This is a genomic window from Vibrio quintilis (assembly GCF_024529975.1).
GTDB classification, from domain to species: domain Bacteria; phylum Pseudomonadota; class Gammaproteobacteria; order Enterobacterales; family Vibrionaceae; genus Vibrio; species Vibrio quintilis.
Genome location: NZ_AP024898.1, coordinates 607,337 through 633,150, shown reverse-complemented (window position 1 = coordinate 633,150; position 25,814 = coordinate 607,337). Strand labels below are relative to the sequence as shown.

Below are 25,814 nucleotides of genomic sequence, written 5' to 3'. Positions count from 1 at the left end.
CTGATCAACGATGTACCGCTTTCAGATGCCATATATTTTCCACATAATCCCGTATCGACCGGTCTGAAGTAAATTTCCCGACGGATGCGGTATTCAATATCGTCTTACGCGCCCACCCCTGCTGATCCCGGTACTGTGCATCAATCGCTTCATGAGCCTTCACATAGGAAGAAAAATCAGCCAGACACAAGTAAGGATCCCCGCCATCCAGTAAACTGTCATACACAACTCTCAGTTTATCCGGCTGACCCGGCGTGAATGTTTCACCCATTAACAGCTCCATAGATGATTTTAGCAGTGGATCGGCGTAATAATAATCAAACGGGTTATAACCCTGCGCCTTTAACGCGGTCACACCTGCCACATCAAGACCGAAAATGTAGATATTTTCATCCCCGACTTCCTCCCGGATTTCCACATTCGCGCCATCCATGGTGCCGACAGTCAATGCCCCGTTAAGCGCCATCTTCATATTTCCTGTGCCTGAAGCCTCTTTCCCCGCGGTGGAAATCTGCTCAGAGACATCTGCTGCAGGAATAATAATTTCAGCCATACTCACCCGGTAATCCGGTATGAAGATGACTTTCAGTTGCTGATTCACCCGCTCATCATTATTAATAGTTTGAGCAATTTTATTGATGGCATAGATGATCTCTTTTGCCAGATAGTAGCCCGGTGCAGCTTTCGCTGCGAAAAAGAACACCCGTGGTACCATGTCAAACTCCGGGTCATGCAGCAGCCGGTGATATAAAGACAGAATGTGCAGTAAATTCAGATGCTGGCGTTTATACTCGTGCAGCCGCTTAATCTGTACATCAAAGATCGCATCAGTACTGATTTCAATGCCGAGGTGTGCCATCACCCAGTCAGCCAAACGCTGTTTATTCCCTCTTTTAATCGCCAGATAAGATTGTTGAAATGCCGGATCATCGGCATAAACCGCCAGCTGTGAAATCTGTTCAAGCTCACCGGTCCATTCATCGCCGATTTTATCGCTGATCAACGCTGACAAGCCCGGATTACAGAACTTCAGCCAGCGACGGGGCGTCACACCATTGGTCACATTTCTGATTCTTTCCGGATAAAGCGCATCAAACTCAGGGAAAAGATCTTTCTTCACTAACGCCGTATGGAGTGCAGCGACCCCGTTCACTGCATAAGAACCAACCACACACAAATTCGCCATTCTGACCATCCGGTGGACACCTTCTTCAATGATCGACAGTTTCTGTTGCTTACCGACATCTCCCGGCCATTTCTGCCGGACTTCACTGAGAAACTGATAGTTAATCCGGTAGATGATTTCCATATGACGCGGCAGCAAACGCTGAATCAGTGACTCGCTCCAGGTTTCCAGCGCTTCAGGCAATAAGGTATGGTTGGTATAAGCAAAAGTTTTAGCACAGATCGACCATGCTTCATCCCAGCTGAGATCCCGTTCATCAACCAGTACCCGCATCAACTCCGGAATAGCAATCGCCGGATGGGTATCATTCAGCTGAATCGTCTCATAATCAGGCAGCAACCTGAGCGGATGTCCTGCCGCTTCATAACGGCGAAGCATATCGGCAATGGAGGCAGCGCTGTGAAAGTATTGCTGCATCAAACGTAAGGTTTTGCCTTTTTCATGGTTATCATTCGGATACAGAACTTTGGTGATATTGCCTGCATCAATCAGTGATTTCTGCGCATCGAAATAATCGCCATTGTTAAAACTTTCCAGGGAAAACGGCGCGATCGCCTGACATTCCCACAAACGCAGCGGATAGACCGTCTCACTCTGATAACCGACGATGGGTAAATCCCATGGCATGGCTTTCACAAACATCCCCGGCACCCAGCGACGCCGCTCCCGCCCCTGATCCTGATAAATGTCCACCTGGCCGTAAAATCCGATTTGCTGAGCCAGCTGCGGCCGGGCGATTTCCCACGGATAGCCTTCAACGCCCTGCCATGCATCCGGGGACTCCTGCTGCTGACCATCAATAAATGACTGTTTAAACAGACCATATTCATAATGCAAACCATAACCGACTGTCGGATATTCCTGCGCTGCGCAGGAATCCATAAAACAGGCAGCCAGCCGGCCCAGCCCGCCATTGCCCAGTGACGGATCCCGTTCCTGTTCGAGTAAATCACTCAGACTGTGCCCGAGCTCTTCCATCGCTTCACTGATTTGCGTATAAATGCCCATACTGATCAGGTTGTTTCCTGTCAGCCGGCCAACCAGAAACTCCAGAGACAGATAATTCACACTCTTGGAATTTTTAATTCTGATGTCATTTTCAGTTTCCAGTAAGTCGAACGCTGTCAATTCTGACAACGCTCTTGCCATTGCCAGATACCAGGCTCTCGGGCTGGCCTTCTCAACAGTCTGAACATACGTCGAAGTCAGGTGACGTTTCACATTGTTCTTAAATTGTGCTTTATCAAATTTTTTTTGTTGATTCAGTTTCATCGTGAAATCTCATCATAGTCCCAATCCTGTTTTCACATCCTGCATGGGGTTATCCGTCATAACATCCTCCCGAAACTTCAGCGATTCGGGAGGAGCAAACAGGGCGTAGACCAATTCTCTTCACATGTACATTGACAGGAATCACATAAATTTCGCCAAAGCAAAATCATTAAGTGATAGAAATCACAGAATGTTAAACATTGAAATGGATATAGCAGGAAGCAGAGAAGAAAGAAGAAATGCGAGAGCTGCCACAAACTGATGTCTTATCAGTCCGCAGATTTACACTTTTTTGTGCAACACCTTTTTCTTATAGCCAACAAACGGCCAATAAATGTGATACACATCGCATATTCAGGGCGTAGTGGCTCAGGCAATCCGTTTTGTTCCGGCAGATTAAGAGCTGGATCAATTTATGAGCAGAACACCCTGACGTAGGATGCTCTGAGATAAAACCTGTCACCCGGGTCTGTTGATTTTTCTGCTGTTTTTTTCAGTAAAAGTGAACAGCCCCTGAAAACAAAGGAATAGATTGGTTAACGTATGTGGATTCCTTCTAAACTCACACGTCCCGGACGGTTACATAATGCGATAGTCCGGCCGCGGGTACTCGATGTACTTCAACAGGCACCCTGCTATAAAATGGTGCTGTTCTGTTCACCTGCCGGTTATGGCAAAACAACAATGGCAGCCCAGTGGCTGACCGACAAACATGCCGTAGGCTGGTTCAGCCTTGATGATGGCGATAATGATCAGTTCCGCTTTATTAATTACCTCATCCGGGCCATCAATAAGGCGACGGATAACTCCTGTCCGAACTCTCAGACACTGGCAGAACGCAGGCAGTTTTCTTCTCTGCCTTCCTTATTCAGCGAGATATTTGCCGAACTGAGTGATTTTTATCATGAATGCTATATCGTGCTGGATGATTATCATCTGATTCAGAATGACGAAATCCATGAAGCCATCCGTTTCTTTTTAAAACATCTGCCGGATAACATCACCCTGGTGGTGACCAGCCGGGCAACACCACCACTGGGGACAGCCAACCTCCGGGTCCGGGATCTGATCATTGAAATCGATAATCAAATGCTGGCGTTTGACACTGAAGAAACCACCCGTTTTTTCAGTCAGCGTATTTCTGATGTGATTGATGATGCCACGATTAATAATATCCGGGACTATGTCGAAGGCTGGCCTTCCGCCCTGCAGCTTATCGCTCTGCAGGCCCAGCACCAGAACCGGACGCTGGCCCAGTCAGTTCAGTCGGTTTCTCAGTTCAATCACGCTCATTTATGGGACTATCTGGCTGAAGAAGTGTTCGATGCCATTGACAGCGAAACCCGCCACTTTCTGATGCAGTGCTCCGTGCTGGAAACCTTCAGTGATCAACTGGTGAATGAGCTGACAGAACGCAGTGATGCGCTGAGTATGATCGAATCCCTCAACCGTTACGGGCTGTTCATTTACCGGCTGGACAGTGAAAGTAACTGGTATCGCTTCCACCACTTGTTCGCAGAATTTCTCGAACATGAACGCAAAGCCCGGATTCCGGAGGAAGAGCAGACACTCCACCGCAGAGCCGCCAGAGCATGGCTGAAGCTGGACATTCCTCATCAGGCGCTGCGGCACGCACAAAAGGCTGATAATGCCGGATTAATTTCCCATATTCTGATTGATCACGGCTGGTGCATGTTCAACCGGGGAGAGCTCCACATTATGGAAACGGCTATCAATGCACTGAAACCGGAACAGTTGTACTCCACAATGAAGCTGCCTTTGCTTCAGGCTTGGCTGGCGCAAAGCCAGCACCGCTACAATGCAGTGGAAGATATGTTGTTAAAGGCTGAAAAAGAGATCGCCAGCCGGGACATACAACTGACAACCAGTGAAAAAGGACAGCTGAATGCCCTGCGGGCTCAGATTTCAATCAACAAAAATAATCCGGCCAATGCTCTGAAACTGGCAGAACTGGCGCTGAGTCAGCTGGATACAACAGACTACCGCAGCCGCATAGTCGCCACCTCAATTGTAGGTGAAGTCAATCACGTTCAGGGAGAACTCAGCCGGGCGCTGCCACTGATGCAGCAAACCGAAAAGCTGGCCCGCCAGCATCAGGTTTATCATCAGGCATTGTGGGCACTTTTACAGCAGAGTGAAATTCTGCTGGCTCAGGGTTACGTACAGGCCGCTTATGAATTGCATGATTCAGCTTTCAGGCTAATCGAAGAGCAAAAGCTTCATCAGGTGCCGTTACACGAATTTTTACTCCGGCTTCACGCCCAGGTGCTCTGGTGCTGGAACCTGCTCGATGCCGCGGAAGAATGTGCTTATAAAGGTATTCATGTACTGGGCAATATCGACCCGCTCAAACATCTGCACAGTTATTCGATGCTGGCCAGAATCGCCATTGGCAAAGGCGAGCTGGATAAAGCCGAGAAACTGATTGAACAGATCGAACTACGCCTGCAGCAGTCCACTTTCCATCTGGACTGGACGGCCAATGCATCCCTGTCATTACTGCTTTACTGGCAGGCGAGAAATGATAAAGATTCCGTCACAGTATGGCTGGAAGATGCCACCCGTCCGGCTGAAGCCAAAAACCATTTCCTTCAGCTTCAGTGGCGTAATATCGCCCGGGCACAAATATTCACCGGAGATCTCAAAGGTGCCGGATACAGCCTGAATTTTTTACAGACGGAAGCGCGGAAAGCCAGCCTGATTGCTGATATCAACCGCAATCTGATTGTTGAAGCGGTACTGGCCATCGAACTGGAGGATGAAACAACCGCCGCGGACAAGCTCAGTGAAGCATTGATCCTGATGAATCAGACCGGCATGACCGGTAATTTCCTGATTGAAGGTCATACCATCTACCCGGTTCTACAGAAACTGATTCATCAGAACGAACTGGGCGATATGGAAAAACACCGGGCTCAACATTTAGTCAAAGAAATTGCCAATAAGCAGCGTAACCGCTCGGTACATTTTGACGAAGACTTTATCGATAAAATCATCAATCACCCGGACGTACCTGAACTGATCAGAACCAGCCCGTTAACCCACCGGGAATGGCAGGTTCTGGGACTGATTTATTCCGGCTTCAGTAATGAGCAAATCGCGCAGGAACTGGATGTCGCCGGCACAACCATCAAAACCCATATCCGAAATCTGTACCAAAAGCTGAATATTGCGAACCGTAAAGAAGCCATTGAGACGGCAGAAAATCTGATTCGTTTAATGGGCTATTAAGGCCTGCTGAGCTCTGACGCCTCCCGGTTGGGAGGAGTCACTCCTTTCTCTCACCTCCTCCCTGAATCAGTGATCAGACCGGCAATTCATAACAACATTCACTCCATCTACGCCTGACCACTCCCCCGGATTTTTTTTCGCTGTGGAGGAAGTCACTTTTCATTAATTTTCATACGATAAGCCACGTGAAACAAACCGGATGGAACCTTCTCATTCCGGCCTTACCTTTTTCCGGCCAACGGAATTTACCGGTTTTTATGCCGGAAGAAGAATTAAAAATAATAAAATCGTTCAGGAGCTAACACGATGAAAAAAATCAGCTTAATCGCAATTGCAGTATCAAGCGCTTTGTTAGCCGGCAGTGCTGTTGCAAATAATAAAGTCACTGAAGGATGGACCGTCAACGGATATGGTCATCTTTTATATAATGTGGGTGAATCCCTGTCTTTGAATGACAGCTATCACCACCGTCGTGACTACCACGCGGCTGGTGCTGCCTTTTCCGGTAATCCGACTCAGGTTGAGTTCACCATCACCAAAGGTCATAACTACGATAGTGGTTCATGGTCAAAATATGTATTGAAAACAGAATATGGCAACAGCGAAGGTGGTAATGGCCGCGGGTTTTATACTTCTTCATCAGGTAACGAAGCCCACCTTGAAAGTGGCCAGTTAGAGCTGAAAGAAGCTTATATTGAACTGGGTGACCTCGCTTATTTTGCCGATGGCCTGAGCCTGTGGGCGGGGCAGCGTTATCTGAACCGCCAGTCAGGGATTATTACCAAAGAGTTCTGGAAACAGTCCTCCGGGGTTGGTGCCGGTGTTCAATATCACAATGCCGGATTTGCCGTCATGTCCGCAGACCCGGGTGAAGGCAGTTGCCAGCTCTCCGGCAGCGAAAGTGATGCCAATGCCAAACAGTGTACGCTTGACAGTCAGGGGCGCAGCACCACCGTCACCTCGGCCGACTTTTATTATTATGGTGTTGAAGCACTGGACGGACGTTTCGACTTTGATCTGAAGCTCATGTCACGCGAACATGTGGATGAAGACGAAACCGCGGAAAAAGGCTATGGCGCAGCCATTACCTACAGCCGTGATTATTACGGCTTTGATGGCTGGTCAACCACAGCAATAACTTACGGAAAAGGGGTTGCAGCCAACCGCGGGGTGAACTTTGGTCAGTGGAGCGGAAACTGGCAAAAAGATGATCGTTCAATTTTCCTGACTTCTTACGGTGTTGCCAATGTGACCGATCATCTGCAAATCGGTACAGAAATCACCTACTGGGATCTGGATAACACCTCAACACACAGTGTCTGGGGATCTGAAGATGGTTTATCCCGCTTGATTATGGGCGTCACACCATCTTATAAAGTGAATGACAATTTCCGCATGGAAGCCGTGATGACCTATGCACTTGAGAGCCTGGGGGCAGACGGTACGTGGGGACGGGAAGATGCAGATACCAGTTTCTATACTGTGACGCTGGCACCCGTATTCACAGTGAATGCTGATTACTGGGGCCGTCCGCAGATTAAACCTTACATCAGTTACATGAAATCAAGTGACAGCGGTTATGCATGGACAACCGGTGGCAATGATGATGAAACCCGGTTTGGTATCGAAGCCGAAATCTGGTTCTGATTATGTTTAATAAGACAGCCTGAAGGCTGTCTTCCAAATTCACCGAAACGACAGGGCAAGGCATACAAATGAACAAAGCATTCAGCACATTCCTGATGGGTCTGACTATCAGCGGCTGCTCACAGGGACTTCCGCCGGAGAACCATGCAGACGTCCGGTCACTGACTCAGATGCCGGTTTGCTGTTCATCCTATGCCGGTTTTTACTGGACCGGACTCGACAAAAACGATCAGGTCAGATTAAAACTTGATCAGAATTCTCCGGTCTGGTCCTTCCCCGGCGGTAAGTCTTATTTCGGTGCTTTTCGCTTTTCGCCGCAATCCGGTCAGGTCGCGGTGCACATCGACAGCCTGATGTCGGCCGGACAGGTTTTTGCGCCGTCAGTCATACTGCTGGACGCTCATTTTAAACCACAGATAACTTATGATTTAAACCATTTTAGCATTCGCTATGCCGATGCTTTCGGCCAGAACCGTTATGCCGGTCAGTTTCAAATCAATGCAGAAAACACACCTTACATGGTCGTTTATACGGATGCAGACAAAACCGGTGACAAAGTTATCATCCCGCATCCGGCCAGAATACGCGCAATGGAAAGTGGTGAGCCCTTACCGATTGTGTCAGATATCAATTATTCCCGTACACATCAGGGCACACTCAACATTCAGGTGACCACCGAATCGGTCCGCCAGCATCCGGCGCCGGTAATATCACAGCCAGCACCGCATCAGTTCACCCGAACTGCGGAACGGGACTCAGTCCGTTACTATCACCATGCGATTCAGCGGGCAGTTGCAGCCAACCATATTGACAAAGCACTGGCGCTGCTTGAAGAGGCAAAAGTCCTTAACATTCCCGGTGCACGCCGGGTGTTTATCGAAGCCATCAACAAAAAAACCGCCAGGTAAACCTTCTCCTTCATTAGTCATGTTTATTGACTCAGGTGATTCCCTGACCAGCTGGGGGAATCACCTTTTTTTTACCCTGCAAACAGACTCATCACCGTCACTCTTCTTCCCGGAATAAATCCCTTCCCTTTCTTAAAACAGATAACTTTCCCATAACTGGCGGATGGCTTTATCCGGATCGTTCACCTGCACTGATTTGGTGTCAAACCGCATCGTTTTTCTGTGATCCGTCTGATAGACAGACCATCCGGCCTGACCTGTGCGGATAAACCGGACCCAGTCCGAATGCATGGTATTCACCAGCGACTGCGGCGGATGATCACCCAGAAATACTTTCGATTTGGGTGCCTGAGTTGTATCAAAAGCGAACGGGACATCGACTAAATGCGCGGCTCCCAGCCGGTTGTGAAACGCCGGAGAATGCCATCCAAAATCATAAAACCAGACAGAATGTCCATGAGCGACAAGAGCATCGGCAATCTGTTGAGTCGGCATTCTGAATGTATAGTCAGACAGCAATGCCGCGTGTACATCACCCACGGTTGGATTGCCTTTCTTATAGATTTTCAACACATTATCATTCATCTTCAAATCATGAATCAGCTGTAAGGATTCTGACATGTGAATATGGTCAATCTGATCATTCGGTACCAGATATAGTCTGGACTCCTGTTCTGTACTGCCAATCAGGACAGACACGGATGGATCGGCGTGTCGTGCCAGATTATCGATGGGTGACCCATCAATCAGTGCATGATCAATCACAGGCAAAAACGCCGTACCACCCCATGACATCATGCCCCATGTTTCCCTGTCTTTTACGGCACGGCCGGTATCAACCACAGCCTTCACCAAATCAACGTATGGTGTCCCGGACAGGTTCTTTGCGGTTGGTTTGATATCCAACAACTTGCCAACGGTCTGAGCAACCTGTTTTGCCTGATCCATTGTCACCGTCTGAATCGGGGAACTTTGCATGATGACACTCCGGAACAGCCCTTTGGTACGCGGAGTACCGGACAAAATCGCAACACATTCAGCCCCGGCCGACTGCCCGGCCAATGTCACCTGCTGCGGATCACCGCCAAATGATGCAATGTGAGACTGAACCCACTCCAGCGCCGCAATCTGATCCAGAATCCCGCGGTTGTCCGGAGTTCCCGGAATATGCATAAACCCATCAATTCCCACCCGGTAATTCACCGTAACAACAATTACGCCATCACGGACAAAACTCTCTCCGCGATACATCGCATCAGAAGCATTCTCACGAATAAAAGCACCACCGGGAATCCACACCATCACCGGCAGTTTCTTGGCTGTTTTCACCGGCGCCAGAATATTCAGGGTTAAATCTCCCGGAGCACCAAGTAAAGCCGTCTCTTTGCCCCGGTCAGGCTGCGGCACCGGCGCTTTGTATGCTGTTGCATCCAGCACACCCTCCCAGGGTTTGATTTTTTCCGGTGCCTGAAAACGCCTGGCGCCTTCAAACGGATTGATTGCGTATGGCACACTGCGAAACTCCGCAATGCCATTGTCGATAATACCTTTCACTTTTCCCAGCGCAGTATTGACTACAAGAGTAGATACCGCGTCGTCGGATTCATTTGTCTTTGATAATGCAGAAGCCGCACAACAAAAAGTCATCAGACCAATCAGTAAGACCTTGAATTTCATTCTTTCCTCATTCTCTTCTCAGACAGAACGACCATGGCAAATAATTCGTTACGACTGTCAGGTTTTTACTTTTTCGCGTAATGATTGCCACAGCCAGATTTCAAACTCACTTTATCATTGAATAAATGAATTGATAAACGTAATATTTAGCCTTTACCATCTAAAAAATCGATGATTATGTATCTCTCAACAATTGAACAATGGTTCGTCCTGCAGACTGTGATTCAGGCGGGCGGCTTTACAGCTGCGGCAACACAGCTGCACCGGAGTCAGTCCTCCGTCAGCTATACGATCAGTAAACTACAGGAACAGCTGGGCGTCACCCTGATAGAAATAAGCGGAAAAAAAGTCCGGCTGACCAAAACCGGTACAGCGCTGCTTGAAGATATGCGGCCTCTGATGGAAGAATTTGCCACCATTGAAAGCAAGGCCCGGGCACTCCATGCCGGGGCACCGGCAAAAATCAGGCTGGAAGTCGACAGCCTTTATCCCAAGCCTTTATTATTTTCAGCACTGGCTGAATTTCAGCAACAATATCCTTATACACAGGTTGAACTGAAAGAATTACTCCGGCTGACAACCCCGGATGATGCGAGAAACTGCGATCTGGCCATTGGCCTGCAATATAACCGCCCGCTGATGAAAAGCAGGCTGCTGGAAATTGAACTGATCGCAGTTGCCCATCCGGAGCATCCTTTACATCAGCTGGAAAAAGCATCACTGACCGAAGCAGACATCAACCGTTATACCCAGGTTTATCTGGATAACAATCACGAACGAACCAGTGAAGTGATGGAACTGCCCCGCTACAGATGGATTGTGAATACCATCGATGCGGCGATTGAAGCAGTCCGCAGCAAACTCTGCTTCGGCTGGCTGCCGAAAAGCATGATTGAACCTCAGCTGACACAGGGGGTTCTCCGGCCTTTGCCTCTGGATATCGGGCTGGTCCGCTCAATTCCTCTGTTTTTAATCTACACCGACTATGATCGCGCCACAGACGCCATCAAAACGCTGGCCCAACTGATTCTGAAAGTCAGTCAGGCCAGTGAGAGTCAAATAGATGTCAGTAAATAAACACCCTGGTTCAGGCTGAAAGGCGGAGAATCTCCCGGGCAAACACCAGATCCTGAACCGCTAAACCTATTGATTTAAATAATGTTCGCTGGCTGGTCAGCTCAACCGGATGTACCGGGGAAAGTTCCCCGATTTCCCGTCCCTGATCATCCGGGGAAATATATCCTTGCTCTTTTGCCTGTTGTAAACATTGAGATGCCGCTGCAGAAGCCAGCCGGGAATCGAGAAAGTAGTCACAGTCACGATACACATCAGCATCCAGCTCCTGAAATCCCATGGCTGAGGCTCCAACCGCGTTAATATGACACTTCTCCGGCAGATCAGATGCAGAGAGAAGAGGTTCACGTGACGCTGTCACAGTACAGATAATATCGGCCTCTGCAACAGCTTCAGCAGGCGTGTCTGCAACCCTGATTTCAATCCCGGTTTCTGTCTGTGCCCAATCAGCAAAACGCCGGACACCCGCCTCACGCCAGCCCCAGATGGTGACGGACTCAACCGGGCGAATCGCTTTCATCATCTGCAGATGTTTTCTGGCCTGGATTCCGGTGCCCAGAATTGCCAGCTGGCTGGCACCCTCAGGAGCAAGTAAATCGGTTGCCCAAGCTGATGCCGCAGCTGTGCGCAGTTCGGTCACTGAGCTGGCATCCACCGCAACCATGCCCTGAGTGTCATAAAGAAGAATACAGCCTTCATGTGGTTCGGAGACCGAAAAATCAGCCAGAATCGCTTTCAGACCAAAACCGGCATAGTCGCCGCGACTGATATATGCAGGCATGGTGCCCATCAGCCGCCCGTCCCCGGACGCAATGATGGTTCTGTCTGGTTGCTGCACCAGCCCCTGAGAATGTAATTCAAATGCCTTTTGGCTGAGCTCCAGACACAAAGGGATATCCAGACATGATTCAACATGTCTGCGATCGAAATAACGCATAATATTTCCTTTCTGATTAGGGTCTGTTGACCTTAAAGATCAGGCTGAGCCAGCCTGGGTAAACACTTCATCGACAGGCGTATCAGCAAGACTATTGACCAAAGCGCCATAGAGTTTCTGCGACAGCGCGAGAAAAATTTCCAGTATGTTGCGCCGGGTATAACCTGCCTGCAAAAATTTCAGAGCTGCCTGATGTGGAATTTTCCCCTGAGCCTGACACACCACACGGGTGAATTCACGCAACGCTGCAAGTCTGGGCGACAGTTGATCCGGTGCTTCATCCAACTGATGCAGCAGCTCTGCTGAAACACTGCGCTGACGGGCGATATAGTGATGAACATGTACGGTATAATCACACTGAAAAGTCTGACCCATCGTGATCCAGACAACGGTGCGATCTTCTTCTGTCAGGGTGCAACCGGAAAACAAGCCATGAACATACTGATAAGCATCCAGTAATTCCGGAGATTCCGACATGTAAGCACTCTGATTAACAATAAAGCCAAATGTATCCAGCGAGCATTGCAGCAACTTCCAGCTCTGTTCAGGAGCGGTTTCCAGCGTATGCTTTTGCATCTTCAGCATGTGATCTCTCCTTCTTGCTTATTTTTCTCTTCACTTTTCACTTCGTCATCCACGCCATAACCGAAAACAGACCACAACATATGAATTGGCCGGATTCTGGAAACAAATTTCAGCTGATGCAGACCAGCTGCAATCTCGGTTGTCAGTGCCATATCCACTTCATTATTAACCACAGCCTGAGCCGCAGCGCTGGTTGAAGTCATCCGGATAATTTCCCTGACCTGCACCCCTTCGGGAATCAGTTCTTCGATCAGCGGAATCGGCGCCGGATGAGACGCAATCCGCAGTTCCCGGTCCGGCAGATCCTGTTTCACCGCCAGCCCGTATAAAGGCGTATCAAACACAAAAGTCGCCAGCAGTTCGAGGTTCGGATCCATATAAAAGTTATTAATGCTGGCATAGGCATTCGCCACCACCATCACACCATGCTGATGTTTGACCTCATCGCGGGCTTCTTCATAGGTCGGCATCAGATTGATCCGATGTCTGCGCTGTTGATAATTCTGGTTCATCCTGCGGCAGAAATACTGAGACGCAAACTCACTGCTGGTGCCGGATGGCCCCAGTGTGTAAACAGGAAAATTAACCACCCGGTTCAGTCCCATGTCCATAAAATTGAGTGTCATCTGTTTATCCTCCTGCCGGTGTATAAACGGGGGTCAGCCAGTGACTGAATGCCGGGAGTTCCCCGCGCACGGCTTTCAGATAAGCAGACTGAACCTGCCGGGTGATGCTGTTCTCTTTACCACTGTTCAGAAAGCAGTGATCAATCTGAGTCACCGGTTTAATTTCCACCCCGGTTCCGGTCAGAAAGCATTCCTCTGCAGCAAAAATTTCAGAGGGCGCAATATCCCGCTGTTCAACGGTAAATCCCATATAGTCCGCCAGCTGAATGACAGAATCTCTGGTAATGCCTTCGAGAATATGGGCGCTGACCGGCGGCGTAACCAGCTTTCCCTGCCGCACCAGAAACACATTTGAGGTGGTGGCTTCGGCCAGATTCCCCTGAATATTAAGCATCAGGGCATCGTCAAACCCGCCCCGGCGGGCAGATTCCATCGCCAGCGCGGAATTGACATAACTGCCGGTAATTTTCGCTCTGGCCGGTATCACATTGTCCGGTATCCGCTGCCAGCGCGAGATGGTGCAACGGCTTTCCTTTTCAGCAGCGGCGGATGGCATATTGAGGGAATTCACCGACAGCCCGCTGCTGACACCGGTCAGCTTGACACCAAATCCTGCACCGGGCAGCAAGCTTTGTTTATACGCCACAGGCCGGAGATAACAATCCTGCGCCGCTTCATTCCGGTGCAGAAGTTCAAGTACAACCCGGGTCAGCTTTTCCACCGAAGGTAAACTGTCAATCAGAAGCAGATCTGCCGACTGCTTCAGCCGACGGAGGTGGTCGTCTAACCGGAACACAGACAGAATGTTAGTACGGGGATTCAGATAACCGCGAATCCCTTCAAATACAGCTGTTCCATAATTAAATGCCTGCGTGGTGACAGCAATAGAAGCCTGTTCTGCCGGTATGTAGTCCCCGTGAAGATAGACCCAGTGATGATGAATCCGCTCCGGTGCCTGTGGCTGTATCTTTGCCTGATTGACCGATACTCCGGGCGGATTGGATACGTTTTGTGAGTGACTCATTATTTAAACCCCCGTCCAAGCAATGCCAGTGCCGCCTCACGATCGGAGTTATCCCCTTCCTGACGCAGATCATGCAGCCGGGCCGCTTTCCAGCTCACCATAGCGGATGTCGCGGATAAAGCGGATGTTTCTCCGGCGTTGAGTTCAATCTTGACCCCGTCCAGCTGATTTTCCATATACGCTCTGACCTGTGCCAGCGTGTCGGATTGATGGGACGATGTATCTGTCAGCTCGACAATAATATTCAGGCAATCTGCGCCGTTTTCAGTGTGGATCTGAATCGCATAATCAAGACAGCCGGGCAGATGTTCCAGCAATGCAGCTTCCAGATCCCAGGCATAATATTCCGTGCCATTGAGTATCAAACGATCTCGCACCCGGCCAACCGGCGTAATTTTTAACCGGCCGTCAGGCAGTTGCACCGCCCTGACCATATCGCCGGTCCGGTAGCGGATTAAAGGTTTCTGCCCCGGATACAGATGCGTGATAACCAGCTCACCGGCAATTTCATTGTCGCCCGGAGCCAGCAGGTCGCCGGTATCAGGGTCGATGAGCTCATAATAATTATTCAGCGGCACGGTATAGAGCAATTCATCCGCAGCACAAACCGCCAGAATGGAAGATTCCTGCGATGCGTACATACAGTTGTAAATTTTAGCGCCCCAGGTGTGCCCGAGATTTCGCAACAGCGCCGGGGTTGTCAGTTCACCAAGCGTGAGAATCAGACGAACCGGACTATCAGCTACAGATTGTCCGGCTTCTTTCATGTAGCGGGCCAGATCAATCGCGACTGCCGGGGTACAAACCAGCGCGGTAATCCCCAGTTCTTCAATCAGTGCTGTGGCTCTTTTCATCCCGACCACCGGAGAGCGTGGCCACATTTTCACCACACTGTGACCGAGACTACGCATCACATCTTCAAATGTATCCCCGGTAGAGTGTAATTCGGTTGGCCCCATCACCCCGACAACATGCTGTGTACCGTGCTGGTTGAAAATATCACGGTAGCGGAGAATCAACGGGGTATTATTGTGCATTGAGTCCGTTTCACTTCTCGGGCATGGCGTCGGCGCGCCTGTGGTTCCCGTGGTCTCATAATAAACCCATGACTCATGTAGTGGTGCGGCAGATAAAAGCGCCCTTTGGTGCCGTATCTGTTCTTTGGTGGTAAAAGGTAATAACTTTAACTGTTGCAGGGTAATCGATTCGCATACCGGTTCACTGAAATCCGCAAGTTGTTTCCGGTAAAACTCAGACCCTTGCCTGACATATCCCAGAACCTGACGCAACTGTGATTCCTGATGCTGTCTCAGCTCATCAGGTCCGACACTTCCTTTTTCAAAACGCTCATGTAGTTCATAAACGGCTTTGGCTTTCTCATAGAAGCCTTGCTTAAAAATTGCGTACATAACTTTACCTCAGTCACTCCAACTGACTTTTGATTAACTGTTTTTTATCTGACTGAATGACGATTCAGCGCATTGATTGCAGATACATTCAGCCCCCCTGCCTCTGAAAAACATCCGGTACAGAACGAGTCCGGCACAGAACGAAAAAGAGACAGAGCAGATACCGATCTACTGCTTCTTCATGGAACCTGTTGATTCAAATAAGAATATATAGCCATGCAACCGGAAGATACCGGTTGTTTGGGTATAGTCAGACGGTCTTCAATAAAGATAATTCACCAGATGTATGGCAATGATCGCCGGATAACTCAACATCGACCACCTGCCAGTCAGCCAGCGCCTGCCATTGTTTAACACCTTGCTGGTGATCCGGATGCATGATGTAACTTTGCAGTTCATCCGTGTTATTGAACAACCCCAGGACAACAAAATCAGCGGCGATATCACGGATTGTCATGTTTCTTCCGCAAAACCAGCCTTTAATTTCATCGATGTGTGTCGGATGATTTTGCGTAACCAGCTCGGCTTCCTGCGCCTGCCTGGCAGACCAGTTCCATGGTGTTCTGAATTGAAAAAGAACGATATGCAATATCATAGAGAGGCTCCTTTATCAAACTAACCTATTGTTTTTATTATATTTACCTGCCAATTTACGTCCGTCCGGCAGGGATGAAATTATTATGCAGAAGCTGAAAAGGAAAATGTCACCTTTTTTCGCAAAAAAAAGCAGAAAACAATTTACTTTTAACCACCGAAATGGACAATTCAGATTAATTTCACCGAACGGGTTCGCAGAAGTATCTGAATTTACAGAACAAACGAATTTTTTGATGGATTCAGATTAGTTCCATCGGATTTTCTTATCGCAGTAATCGCTAATACTGATTGTAATTATACATAAAAGCGCATATATACTTTGAGTGGTCCAAACCCGGTTGCAGAGGAATCATGGTCCTTTTATCTGGCAGGAAACCGGAGCAGGTAAAAAGTCACCATGCTCCCGTGAAGGGAACAACATAAAAATAAACAACAAACAGATAATAAATTTAAAAATTTTAAAACACTCAGAAGGCGAATAAAGAGGATCTCTACATCATGACTTTAAATAAAACAGACGGCAAAATTCTGATGTTATTACAACAGGATGCCCGGATGACAAACCAGGTGCTGGCTGACAAAGTCGGCATATCAGCATCGCCATGCTGGAGAAAAGTCAGAAGACTGGAAAATGATCAGGTGATTCAAGGCTACCGGGCGGTGATTGACCGTAAAAAAATTGGCTTAAACGTCATGGTTTTCACCCGGGTGATGCTGGATAAACACAGTGAATCAGATCTGAAACAATTTGAGGAAGAAGTCAGTACCTCGGGAGAGATTATCCTTTGTTACAGCATCGGTGTGGGCGAATTTCTGCTTCAGGTGCTGGTAGCAAATCTTGATGCTTATGATGAATTTACCATGAAGACCATTCGTCGCTTACCTTTCATCCGGGAAATGCAAAGTATGTATGTCCTGAAAGAAGTCAAACCTGCTGGAATTTTTCCCGTTCTTTAACTCAACCAGCTTCCCGCTCTTTCAGACAGATTCATTTACCTGAGTCTGTCACCGGTTTGCAGGAAAAGTCATCACAGCCTATCCCCCCCCGGCTTTGGCTTTCTCCTGCTTTTTCCCTTTTTCCATGACATAAAAAATAACCAGGGAAAAATGGCCTGCCCGTCATGAGCAGGCCATTTCATCGCCTCAGCTTTAGTCCGGCATCAGACCGGAATTACTTTTTCAGGCTGGCACCATTGGAATGAATGACATCCTGATACCAGTAGAAACTTTTCTTGCGTGAACGTGTCAGCGTCCCATTGCCCTGATCATCACGATCAACATAGATAAAACCGTAGCGTTTTGACATCTGAGCCGTACTGGCACTCACTAAATCAATCGGCCCCCAGCAGGTGTATCCCATCAAATCAACCCCGTCTTCAATCGCTTCACCGACCTGAACCAGGTGGTCATTCAGATACTGAATCCGGTAGTCATCTTCGACTTCTCCTGAGTCAGTGACGGTATCAATCGCACCCAGACCATTTTCAACAATAAATAAAGGCATCTGGTAGCGGTCATACAGAAAGTTCAGCAGATAACGTAAGCCTTTCGGATCAATCTGCCAGCCCCATTCAGAGGCTTCCAGGTGCGGATTGGCAACCATTTGCAGCATATTGGCATTTGCCTTGTCCTGTTGTGACGGATCGGCACTGGCACATCCGGTCATATAGTAACTGAATGAGATAAAATCAATGGTCTCTTTCAGTGCTTCACGATCTTCATCAGTGATATCCAGTGTTACACCCAAGTCTTTCAGTTTGCGTGTCATATAAGACGGATAATATCCCCGTGCCTGAACATCGCCGAACATCAGCCATTCACGGTTTTGCTGCAATGTTTTGATCATGTCATCCGGGTGACAGGTCAGCGGATACATCATCGCCCCTAACAGCATATTGCCGATCTTGCCATCCGGAATAATTTCATGACATAGCTTCACCGCTTTCGCACTGGCAACCAGCTGATGATGAATCGCCTGATAACGGGTTTGTTCAGAGCAATCATGTGCTAAACCGGAACCGGTGAAAGGATGATGCAGGGTGATATTAATTTCGTTAAACGTCAGCCAGTGTTTGACAAAATGGCCATAGCGTTTGAAAACTGTTTCAGCATACTTTTCAAAGAAACCAATCAGTTTCCGGTCAGACCAGCCCTGATATTTTTCTGCCAGATGCAGTGGCATTTCATAGTGAGACAAGGTCACCAATGGTGTGATGTTGTGCTTTTTCATTTCAGCAAACACCTGATCATAAAATGCCAGACCAGCTTCGTTAGGCTGCTCATCATCACCGTGGGGGAAAATACGGGTCCAGGCGATTGACACTCTCAGGCAGGTAAAGCCCATTTCAGCAAATAACGCGATATCTTCTTTAAACCGGTGATAAAAATCAATTGCGACATCTTTGATATTGAAATCACCGTCCTGACGCGGCTGCAGCTCACCAAAAGAACCGAATGGCTGAATATCTGATGTTGAAAGCCCTTTGTTATCAGTCACATGAGAACCTTCAATCTGGTTGGCAGCCGTTGCGCCCCCCCATAAAAAACCTTCAGGAAATTGTGTTTTCATTTCACTCTCTCTTTTCACATTATTTTTAAACTTGCGATGATTGACCCTGCGGTTAACCGGCATGCGCCAGAATCATCGGCTCACCGGCAGTAACCATGCCGCTCGTTGCGCCGGCAACCGAAGTATATTGCTCAGTATTGGTCACAATCACCGGCGTGGTTAAATCATAACCGGCATCCAATATCCCCTGCCGGTCAAACTCAATTAATAAATCCCCCGCCAGAACCGTTGCGCCGACATTCACTTTCATATCAAAAAAACGGCCATCTAACCTGACGGTATCAATCCCGACATGAATCAATACTTCTGCACCTTTGATGGATTTAATCCCAATCGCGTGATTGGTTTTAAAAACAGATTCGATGACACCATCCACAGGTGACAGAATCTGATTCGAATCAGGCACCACAGCCATTCCGGAACCCATCAGCTCGCTGGCAAAGGTCTCATCACCGACTTCAGACAGTTTACACAGACGTCCGCTTGCCGGGCTTTGAATCACTTCTTCCGCATTCATGTCCGTCGTCCCTTGTTCTGGTTTCACCGGGGCAGACCGGGCTTCAGTATTATCTGGCTCATTCTCTGTCAAACCAAAGAATATCGTCAGCAAAGCGGCAAGGGCCACAGAGACAACCGAACCAATGATCGCCACCCACATGGTTGAAATATCGCCGTTTTCCGGAATCAACTGCGGGTAAGTCAGAATACTGGGTAAGCCGAAAGAAAAAATCCGCACATGGAAATAACCAATGATGGCACCGCCCAGCGCCCCACCGGTACAGCCAAACACAAAAATGCGTTTGCGGGGTAAAGTGACACCATACACCGCAGGTTCGGTAATCCCGAACATCCCGGCGACGCAGGCTGAACCAGCCAGCGATTTCAGCCGGGCATCTCTGGTTTTCAACAACACGCCCAAAGCCGCGCCCGCCTGTCCTAAAACCGCAGGAATTAGCAGCGGCATCATTGTATCACTTCCCAGCACACTGAAGTTGTTAATAATCAAAGGGACAAATCCCCAGTGCAGGCCGAAAATGACCAGAACCTGCCACACCGCGCCCATCACCAGACCGGCAATCAGGGAATTCGCCTGATAGATCCATTCAAACACAGATGCCAGTGCCACACTGAGCGTGGTTGCCACCGGACCGATGACCAGGAATGTTGCGCTTCCGACAATCACAATACACAGCAGCGGTGTTAAGAAATTGCGCACTGAAGTATGAATCCACCCGTTCAGTATTTTCTCCAGCCGGCACGAGACCCAGGCCGCAATAATCACCGGAATAACAGAAGAACTGTAATTAATCAGTGTGACCGGAATCCCCACAAAATGCAGCGGCTCACTGCCTGCCTGCTGTGAAGCCTGAAATGCACTCATCATTGTCGGGTGAACTAATGCCCCGCCAATCGCCATAGTAATAAACGGATTCCCGCCAAACTTCTTCCCGGCGGTATAACCTAAAATCACCGGGAAGAAATAAAACAGAGCATCACTGATGGAGAAAAGGATCTGATAAGTGCCGTCTTTGGTCGTCAGCCAGCTGAATGCAATAGCTAATGCGAGGCACCCTTTTAAAATACCGGATGCAGCCATCATTCCCAGTAATGGCGTAAATATTCCGGAAATGACATCAATAAACAGATTGAACAGATTGGTTCTGTTTTGCTTATTTTCTCCCTGGCTATGAGCCGCACGGTTTATACCATCACCTAAATGCTGCATCACTTCCTTGTAAACATCACCAACATGGTTACCAATCACCACCTGAAACTGACCACCGCTTTCAACAACCATAATAATATCAGGGTGTTGCTTTAGTTTTTCTGCATCTGCTTTTGCATGAGAAAAGAGCTTAAAGCGTAACCGCGTTGCACAATGAACCAGACTTTCAATGTTCTTTTTGCCACCGACACCCTGAATCAGATCAGCCACTAAGTTTTCATATGCCATACGTCTACCTTCATAGAATAAAAACTTTGAATGAACTTACATACCCGGCAACCTCAGGAGGCTGATTGTTTGGGTATACCCCCCGGAATTTCAACCGGAAAAAATTCAAAAAAAAACCTGATAGCGATAGAGATACAGCTCTATTGCTATCAGGTTTTGCCTGCATCAAAGCAGTAACAATCCTTTTATCATTTATTCGTATTGTCGAAATGAATAATAATCGCTACAGAATTATTTTCTGTGACTAAACGCTAATTGTACGCTAACCAATCTGATGCTCTCTCCTGACTCTTTCCACATGAATCGTTAAAAACATCATCTCTTCTTTGGTCATATAATGAGACAGTTGCTTCTCAACATAGAGATATATTTTTCCTACACAGGCAAAAGATTCCGGATATTCCTGTCTGACAGAAACAAACAGTGAATCATCATCACTTTTCACCGTATCCGAATGAATCAGACGATGTGCGAAAAATCTTAAATGAGTCATCAGACGCTGATAACTGACCGTATTTTCGTCCATTTCAATCCGGAGATCATATTTAATCAGACTGACAATATCGTGAATCAGCCGGGTCACATCCATCGTATTATGCATGTCATCATTCAGTTGTGCGTTCACCAGATGTAGTGCAATAAACCCGGCTTCGTCTTCATTGAGCTGAATACCGGACGCCTGCTTTATTTTTACAATAGCATCTGCACCAACGGAAAACTCGCTGCCATAGAATTTTTTAATTTCCCACAGCATAGCGTTCTTGACACACTTGCCCTGAATACAGCGTTCAATGGCGCAATGAATATGATCAGCAAGGGAAACACGAATCCCCGGATGTAACTGACCTTCCAGCAAACGACCGGCAGATGCAATAATTTGTTCGGTCACCAGCAAAATTTCATGCGGAATCGCTTCAACCAGTTCCCGGTAACGATTATCCACTTCATTGTTATTATCAATTGTGAAAATTTTTTCAATTTTACGCTGATCGACCGGCTTTCCGGCGGTCATCCGGAATCCCAGTCCTCTTCCCATGATGACAACTTCCTGCCCGTTCTCATTCCGGGTAATCACCACGTTATTATTGAGCACTTTTTCTATCAGCATTGGCAGACCTTTCAAATTCCGGCGACGATGAAGCAGTTCCGGAAACCAAAATAAAAAAACCCGGAGCCCGCCACATCATACGATGCAGTTTGCTCCAGGTCTTGCCTTCTGCCTGATCATTTATCCATTGAAGAAAAATGACCGAAAACCTCACAGAAGTAACAATCCGGTTCGCGTGTAAGATATAAAGATCTGGTTGCAAATACAACACCAGTGAATTTAAACCGTGATTGAACGCACGCTCCCGTCCGACATCCGGGATGGTGATAACGCAATAAATAAAAACTATATAATTCAATCAGATTAACCTGTTTATTTCATCAACAAACCCGATTAAGAAAAAATAATCACACAAAAACATTTACAATCGAACACTGTTTGATTAGACTTCACTTCATCAATTGAACACCTGTTCGATTACTGTGGAGAATCAGTTATGAATAATGTACTCAAAATGAAAGGCTTTGTGACATTTCTGCTCGTCGCATTCATGAATGCCTTCGTTGATTTGGGCCATAAAATTGTCATTCAGAACACTCTGTTCAAGAGTTTTTCTGATAATCATCAGGTATTAATGACATCAATTGTCAATGCACTGATTTTATTACCTTTTGTGCTGCTGTTTACCCCTTCAGGATTTCTGGCGGACCGGTATAACAAAGTCAAAGTCATGAAAGTCAGTGCGGTAATTGCCATAGTCATTACCGGCTTCATTACCTTTTGTTATTATCAGGGATGGTTTTATGCCGCTTTCGGCCTGACTTTTCTGCTTGCGATGCAAAGTGCGATTTACTCACCGGCAAAATACGGCTATATCCGGGCGCTGGTCGGCGCTGAAAATTTAAGTGCCGGAAACAGCTGGGTTCAGGCGGTTTCTATGATTGCTATTCTTGCCGGCAGTGCCGTGTTCTCAGCATTATTTGAAATGAAGCTCAGCTGGACAGAAACCATGCAGCCCGGTGAAATTATGCAAAATATTTCCGGGCTGGGATGGCTGCTGGTTGCCGGATCTGTGATTGAATGCGTGCTGGCTTTTCGCCTGCCGGAGAAAGAACATCCGGCACCTGTCCCGTTTAACTGGAGTGAATACCTGTCAGGTCAGGCATTAAGCCGTAACCTCAACCTGCTGTTCAAAGAAAAACCAGTGTGGCAATCGGTTCTGGGACTCACTTTGTTCCTTTCGATCAGTCAGGTCATGATTGCCGCATTCCCGGCTTATGCGAAAAGTCATCTTGCGATTGATAACACTTTCATTGTGCAAAGTATTATTGCCATGGCGATTATCGGTATCATGCTCGGTTCTTCACTGGCAGCAAAACACTCGGTGAACCACATTAATCTGGCCCTGATTCCTTCAGGCGCAGTGATTGTTTGTGCCGGCTTATTTTTACTGCCTCAAACGACTTCTTCCGTCCTGCTTGGCCTGGTCTTCCTGGCTGTGGGTGCCGGTGGTGCACTCATGATGGTCCCGCTGAATGCATTGATTCAGTTCCACGCCAGTGAATCTCAGACCGGTAAGATTCTGGCAGGCAACAACTTTATCCAGAATATCGGCATGTTGTTTTTCCTTGGGGTGACCGTTGCCTTCGCCACCACAGATGCCGATGTGTCTTACTTACTGTGGGGCCTGTTTGTTCTCGGCGCTGCAATTGCGCTGACCGCGATTATTCTGCTTCCGGATGTACTGATTCGTGCCATCATGGGCAGACTGATCGGTCACAAATACCGCCTGAAAGTCCTTGGGTTTGATAACCTGCCGGAATCCGGACGCGGCACACTGTTACTGGGTAACCATATCAGCTGGCTGGACTGGGCGATTGTTCAGATGGCTTCTCCGCGCCGGGTTTACTTTGTGATGGACCGCGGCATCTACCAGCGCTGGTATCTGAAATGGCTGTTTGACCTGTTCAAAGTGATTCCGATTTCCCCGGGAAAAAGCCGTGAAGCATTGCAGCAGGTAACTGACTTACTCAATCAGGGTGAAATGGTCTGCCTGTTCCCTGAAGGCCGGATCAGCCATTTAGGCCAACTGGGTGAATTTAAGAAAGGCTTTGAGCGGGCCTGTGTGGAAGCCAGTGGTGTGATTGTGCCTTTTTATCTGCGTGGCATGTGGGGCAGCTTCTTCTCGCGTTCAAGCAAAAAACTGGCTCAAATCAGAAAAACAGGCATGAAACGGGATGTAATCATCGCATTCGGTCAGCCGATGGATATCCGCTCCGGCGCTTCAGAGGTCAAGCAGAAAGTATTTGAGATGTCGGTTGCGACCTGGAATGCATATGCAGAAACACTGGAAACTCTGCCTGAAGCATGGGTGACCACCGCCAAAAGCCGTCCGGGCCAGTGGGCAGTGACAGACAGCAACAGCACGCCGGTGTCTCATGCGAAATTTCTGACCGGCAGCCTGATGCTAAAACAACGCATTAAAAAACTGGCCGGAAAAAATCTCGGACTGCTGGTACCGACATCCTCTGCCGGGCTGATGAGTAATCTCGCGGCAATGATGGCCGGGAAAACGGTTGTCAACCTCAACTACACCGCTTCAACAGAAGCTTTACAGGCCGCTAAATCACGGGCAGACATTCAGAGCATTGTCACTTCAAAACGCTTTGTCGCCAAACTTGAAAAACGCGGCATCAATTGTGAAGCGATTCTGGACGGCTGTCATGTCTTCTGGCTGGAAGACTTCAAAGACAATCTGACAAAGACCGAAAGCCTGCTGACGATGGCTGCAGTAAAATGCCTGCCAGCCAGCTGGATTAAAGCCATCTGGTGTAAGAAGCAACATGTGGATGATACAGCTGCCATTCTGTTTTCTTCAGGCAGTGAGGGCGCACCTAAAGGCGTCATGCTGACACACAAAAACATGATAGCCAACCTGCGTCAGGTCTCTGATGTACTCAACATGCAAGACAATGACCGGATGATGGCAACCCTGCCTTTATTCCATGCATTCGGATTAACCGTGACAGGCATGTTACCACTGATTGAAGGCCTTCCGGTCATTTGTCACCCGGATCCAACCGATGGACTGAATATTGCCCGGGCAGTTGCTAAATATGAAGCGACACTGATGTGCGCAACGTCAACATTCCTGCGTATGTATCAGCGTAACCGCCGGATTAACCCGATGATGTTCAGCTCACTGCGGGCCGTCGTCTCCGGCGCAGAAAAACTTGATACCAAAGTCAAAGAAGCATTCCAGCAAAAATTCATGGTACCGGTACTGGAAGGTTACGGCACAACAGAGACAACACCGGTTGCCAGTGTCAATCTGCCCGGCCATCTGGTCAGAACACAAGGCTTTATTCAGGAAGCCGCCCGCGAAGGAACCGTCGGACTGGCCCTGCCCGGCACAACCTTTAAGATTGTGGATCCGGTGACGATGGAAACCCTGCCTGCGGGTGAAGACGGCCTGATTCTGATAGGGGGTGCACAAATTATGAAAGGTTATCTGGGCGACCCGGAAAAAACGGCTGAAGTAATCGTCGAACTTGAAGGGATCCGCTGGTACAAGACCGGCGACAAAGGACACCTCGATGAAGATGGCTATCTGACCATTGTCGATCGCTACTCACGCTTTGCCAAACTGGCCGGCGAAATGGTCAGTCTCAGCGCAGTGGAACAGTCAGCAAAAGATCTGCTGGAAGACCCGGAGCTAAACTTAATCGCCGTTAATTTGCCTGATGAAAAGAAAGGTGAGCAGATCGTGATGCTGGTTGAAACGGACTCCGCACCGGAAGCGCTCAGAAAAACACTGACTCAGAAAGGCATGCAGGCGCTGATGCTGCCCGGAAAAATATTTCAGGTTGAGCAAATTCCGGTACTCGGCAGCGGTAAGCCTGATTTTTCAGCTGCGAAAAAACTGGCGTTGAGCCTGAGTTAAACCCGAAGTAATTCTCTGATAAACACAGGGGATAAGAAGAGATGGGCAATATCGTGCAAGGCCCGTCTCTTTCCTTTGCGGATAAAGAATCAACAAGCGTCAACAC

17 protein-coding genes are annotated in these 25,814 nt (G+C 48.2%); 6 read left to right on the top strand and 11 right to left on the bottom strand.

Annotated elements, in window-relative coordinates; genetic code table 11:
- Positions 1-4 precede the first annotated feature (4 nt).
- Positions 5-2,458, bottom strand: coding sequence for a glycogen/starch/alpha-glucan phosphorylase (locus OC443_RS21310; protein ID WP_073586103.1), 2,454 nt, complete (start codon positions 2,456-2,458; stop codon positions 5-7).
- Positions 2,459-3,001: 543 nt separating this feature from the next.
- On the opposite strand from OC443_RS21310, the gene malT reads away from it, so the two are divergent.
- The 3 genes from malT to OC443_RS21295 all read left to right on the top strand — a co-directional run bounded on the left by malT (position 3,002) and on the right by OC443_RS21295 (position 8,265).
- On the top strand, positions 3,002-5,710 hold the full coding sequence (gene malT, locus OC443_RS21305; protein ID WP_073586104.1) for an HTH-type transcriptional regulator MalT: 2,709 nt from the start codon (positions 3,002-3,004) through the stop codon (positions 5,708-5,710).
- Positions 5,711-6,016: 306 nt separating this feature from the next.
- Positions 6,017-7,357 carry a carbohydrate porin gene (locus OC443_RS21300; protein WP_073586105.1) on the top strand — a complete coding sequence of 447 codons (1,341 nt, stop codon included), beginning with the start codon at positions 6,017-6,019 and terminating at the stop codon, positions 7,355-7,357.
- A gap of 68 nt (positions 7,358-7,425) precedes the next feature.
- Positions 7,426-8,265 carry a MalM family protein gene (locus OC443_RS21295; RefSeq protein WP_073586106.1) on the top strand — a complete coding sequence of 280 codons (840 nt, stop codon included), beginning with the start codon at positions 7,426-7,428 and terminating at the stop codon, positions 8,263-8,265.
- Between the two features lie 132 nt (positions 8,266-8,397).
- On the opposite strand, the gene OC443_RS21290 is transcribed toward OC443_RS21295, so the two are convergent.
- Positions 8,398-9,942 carry a carboxylesterase/lipase family protein gene (locus OC443_RS21290; protein WP_143169435.1) on the bottom strand — a complete coding sequence of 515 codons (1,545 nt, stop codon included), beginning with the start codon at positions 9,940-9,942 and terminating at the stop codon, positions 8,398-8,400.
- A 177-nt stretch (positions 9,943-10,119) separates the two neighbouring features.
- Here OC443_RS21290 and OC443_RS21285 point away from each other — a divergent pair, with 177 nt between their 5' ends.
- Positions 10,120-11,019 carry a LysR family transcriptional regulator gene (locus tag OC443_RS21285; protein ID WP_073586127.1) on the top strand — a complete coding sequence of 300 codons (900 nt, stop codon included), beginning with the start codon at positions 10,120-10,122 and terminating at the stop codon, positions 11,017-11,019.
- Between the two features lie 10 nt (positions 11,020-11,029).
- Here OC443_RS21285 and OC443_RS21280 read toward each other — a convergent pair whose 3' ends face one another.
- The 6 genes from OC443_RS21280 to OC443_RS21255 form a co-directional block, all read right to left on the bottom strand.
- Positions 11,030-11,953 carry an ornithine cyclodeaminase family protein gene (locus OC443_RS21280; protein ID WP_073586107.1) on the bottom strand — a complete coding sequence of 308 codons (924 nt, stop codon included), beginning with the start codon at positions 11,951-11,953 and terminating at the stop codon, positions 11,030-11,032.
- 39 nt (positions 11,954-11,992) lie between these two features.
- Complete coding sequence (locus tag OC443_RS21275; RefSeq protein WP_073586108.1) at positions 11,993-12,538, bottom strand: carboxymuconolactone decarboxylase family protein; 546 nt, start codon at positions 12,536-12,538, stop codon at positions 11,993-11,995.
- A complete protein-coding gene (locus OC443_RS21270) occupies positions 12,532-13,164 on the bottom strand; it encodes a type 2 periplasmic-binding domain-containing protein (RefSeq protein ID WP_073586109.1) in 633 nt (210 codons plus the stop codon). Before OC443_RS21270 ends, OC443_RS21275 begins: the two co-directional genes overlap by 7 nt.
- Before the next feature lie 4 nt (positions 13,165-13,168).
- Positions 13,169-14,188: a branched-chain amino acid transaminase gene (locus tag OC443_RS21265; RefSeq protein WP_083601770.1), complete on the bottom strand. Its 1,020-nt coding sequence runs from the start codon at positions 14,186-14,188 to the stop codon at positions 13,169-13,171.
- Complete coding sequence (locus OC443_RS21260) at positions 14,188-15,597, bottom strand: phenylacetate--CoA ligase family protein (RefSeq protein ID WP_073586110.1); 1,410 nt, start codon at positions 15,595-15,597, stop codon at positions 14,188-14,190. The genes OC443_RS21265 and OC443_RS21260 overlap by 1 nt, the downstream gene beginning before the upstream one ends.
- Positions 15,598-15,847: 250 nt before the next feature.
- The gene (locus OC443_RS21255; protein ID WP_073586111.1) at positions 15,848-16,192 is read right to left on the bottom strand and encodes a Dabb family protein; all 345 of its coding nucleotides are present in this window, start codon (positions 16,190-16,192) and stop codon (positions 15,848-15,850) included.
- A gap of 500 nt (positions 16,193-16,692) precedes the next feature.
- Between OC443_RS21255 and OC443_RS21250 the strand changes: the two genes are divergently transcribed.
- Complete coding sequence (locus tag OC443_RS21250) at positions 16,693-17,151, top strand: Lrp/AsnC family transcriptional regulator (RefSeq protein ID WP_073586112.1); 459 nt, start codon at positions 16,693-16,695, stop codon at positions 17,149-17,151.
- Positions 17,152-17,365: 214 nt separating this feature from the next.
- On the opposite strand, the gene OC443_RS21245 is transcribed toward OC443_RS21250, so the two are convergent.
- The 3 genes from OC443_RS21245 to licT form a co-directional block, all read right to left on the bottom strand.
- On the bottom strand, positions 17,366-18,763 hold the full coding sequence (locus OC443_RS21245; protein ID WP_073586129.1) for a glycoside hydrolase family 1 protein: 1,398 nt from the start codon (positions 18,761-18,763) through the stop codon (positions 17,366-17,368).
- A gap of 52 nt (positions 18,764-18,815) precedes the next feature.
- Positions 18,816-20,717 carry a PTS beta-glucoside transporter subunit IIABC gene (gene bglF / locus OC443_RS21240; protein WP_073586113.1) on the bottom strand — a complete coding sequence of 634 codons (1,902 nt, stop codon included), beginning with the start codon at positions 20,715-20,717 and terminating at the stop codon, positions 18,816-18,818.
- A 262-nt stretch (positions 20,718-20,979) separates the two neighbouring features.
- Positions 20,980-21,825: a BglG family transcription antiterminator LicT gene (licT, locus tag OC443_RS21235; RefSeq protein WP_073586114.1), complete on the bottom strand. Its 846-nt coding sequence runs from the start codon at positions 21,823-21,825 to the stop codon at positions 20,980-20,982.
- Between the two features lie 436 nt (positions 21,826-22,261).
- On the opposite strand from licT, the gene OC443_RS21230 reads away from it, so the two are divergent.
- Positions 22,262-25,708, top strand: a complete 3,447-nt coding sequence (locus tag OC443_RS21230) for an acyl-[ACP]--phospholipid O-acyltransferase (protein WP_073586116.1) — start codon at positions 22,262-22,264, stop codon at positions 25,706-25,708.
- The last annotated feature ends 106 nt before the right edge of the window (positions 25,709-25,814 follow it).